General features: G+C 72.5%; 2 protein-coding genes and 1 pseudogene. 2 read left to right on the forward strand and 1 reads right to left on the reverse strand.

The window, feature by feature from the left end; all coding sequences use genetic code 11:
* Window positions 1-422, forward strand: a pseudogene (locus AOK22_RS36510) (hypothetical protein); the annotation flags it as partial.
* Between the two features lie 16 nt (window positions 423-438).
* Here AOK22_RS36510 and AOK22_RS36515 read toward each other — a convergent pair.
* Window positions 439-852: a DUF5997 family protein gene (locus AOK22_RS36515; RefSeq protein WP_055702969.1), complete on the reverse strand. Its 414-nt coding sequence runs from the start codon at window positions 850-852 to the stop codon at window positions 439-441.
* Between the two features lie 58 nt (window positions 853-910).
* Here AOK22_RS36515 and AOK22_RS36520 point away from each other — a divergent pair.
* A partial coding sequence (locus tag AOK22_RS36520; RefSeq protein WP_244165257.1) for a LysR substrate-binding domain-containing protein occupies window positions 911-1,315 on the forward strand: 405 nt, incomplete at its 3' end.

The following is a 1,315-nucleotide window of genomic DNA, read 5'->3' on the forward strand; positions in this document are numbered from 1 at the left end:
GGGCCGCGGGCGGCACCGTGGGCGTGGAGCACCCCGGGGAACGGGAGCTCACCGGGCGGCTGTTGACCGGTGTCCTGGGCGGGTGGGCGCTGGCGGGAGCCGTGGCCCTGCGGGTCGTCGCCCGGGGCCGCCCCGCCGGTCTCCCCCGCTGGATCCCCCTGTCCCTGGGCTGGCTCGGCTCGGGCTCGCTGTTCGCGTGGAGCGCCTGGAAGCTGCCGTTCACCCTCTATCTGGCCCTGGCGGACCCGCCCGAGGCGAAGCTTCCGGAGAACCTGGCGATGGCGGTGTGCACGCACGCGGTGGCGGTGGTGACGGGGGCGGCGATGCTGGGGGCTCTCGTACGTCGCCGTCGGGGTGAGGGTGCGCGGTCGCGTACGTACGTAAGGGGCGGCCCCCGGGGAGGGGCCGCCCCTTACGTGTGAGGGGAGAGCTGAGGGTCTAGTCGCGGGGGTCCTGCTGGGACTCCCGCTTCTTCGCCTGCTGCTCCTGCTTCTCCTTGATCCGCACGGCTTCCTTGCGGACCTCCGCCTGGGTGGCGCGCTCCTGGCGCAGCCAGCCGGGCTGCTCCTGCTTGAGGGCCTCGATCTGCTCCGTGGTCAGCGGCTCCGTGACCCCGCCGCGCGCGAGGCCCGCGATGGAGACACCGAGCTTGGCCGCGACCACCGGCCGGGGATGCGGGCCGGTGCGGCGCAGTTCCTGGAGCCACTCGGGCGGGTCGGCCTGCAGCGCGTTCAGCTCGCTGCGCGAGACGACACCCTCCTGGAATTCTGCGGGGGTGGCCTGGAGGTACACACCCAGCTTCTTCGCCGCGGTCGCGGGCTTCATGGTCTGGGCGTTTTGGTGCGACGTCATGCCCTCAAGGGTATCGAGCGTGTGCGCGACCTCCGACCACGACGGGTAGCCTGGCGAGGTGACAGGCTCGGAAGTAACCCCTTCGTTCCGGCTCGCCTACGTCCCGGGGGTGACGCCCACCAAATGGGTGCGGATCTGGAACGAGCGGCTGCCCGACGTCCCCCTGACCCTGATGCAGGTCTCCGCCGCCGAAGCGGCTGACGTGCTGCGGGCGGGCGGCGCCGACGCCGGGTTCGTACGGCTCCCCGTCGACCGGACGGATCTCAGCGCGATCCCTCTCTACACCGAGACGACGGTCGTCGTGATCCCCAAGGACCACGTGGTCGCCGCGGTCGACGAGGTGTCGCCGGAGGATCTCGCCGACGAGGTCGTCTTCCACCCCCTCGACGACGCGCTCGAGTGGGAGCGGCGGCCGGGCAAGCCCGCGTACGAGCGTCCCGCGACGACCGCGGACGCCGTCGAG

Source organism: Streptomyces silaceus (assembly GCF_001419745.1).
GTDB classification, from domain to species: Bacteria; Actinomycetota; Actinomycetes; order Streptomycetales; family Streptomycetaceae; genus Streptomyces; species Streptomyces silaceus.

What these genes read in the sequence shown, in the direction of transcription:
- AOK22_RS36515 (WP_055702969.1), bottom strand. Translation starts at nt 852, where the DNA reads ATGACGTCGCACCAAAACGCCCAGACCATGAAGCCCGCGACCGCGGCG.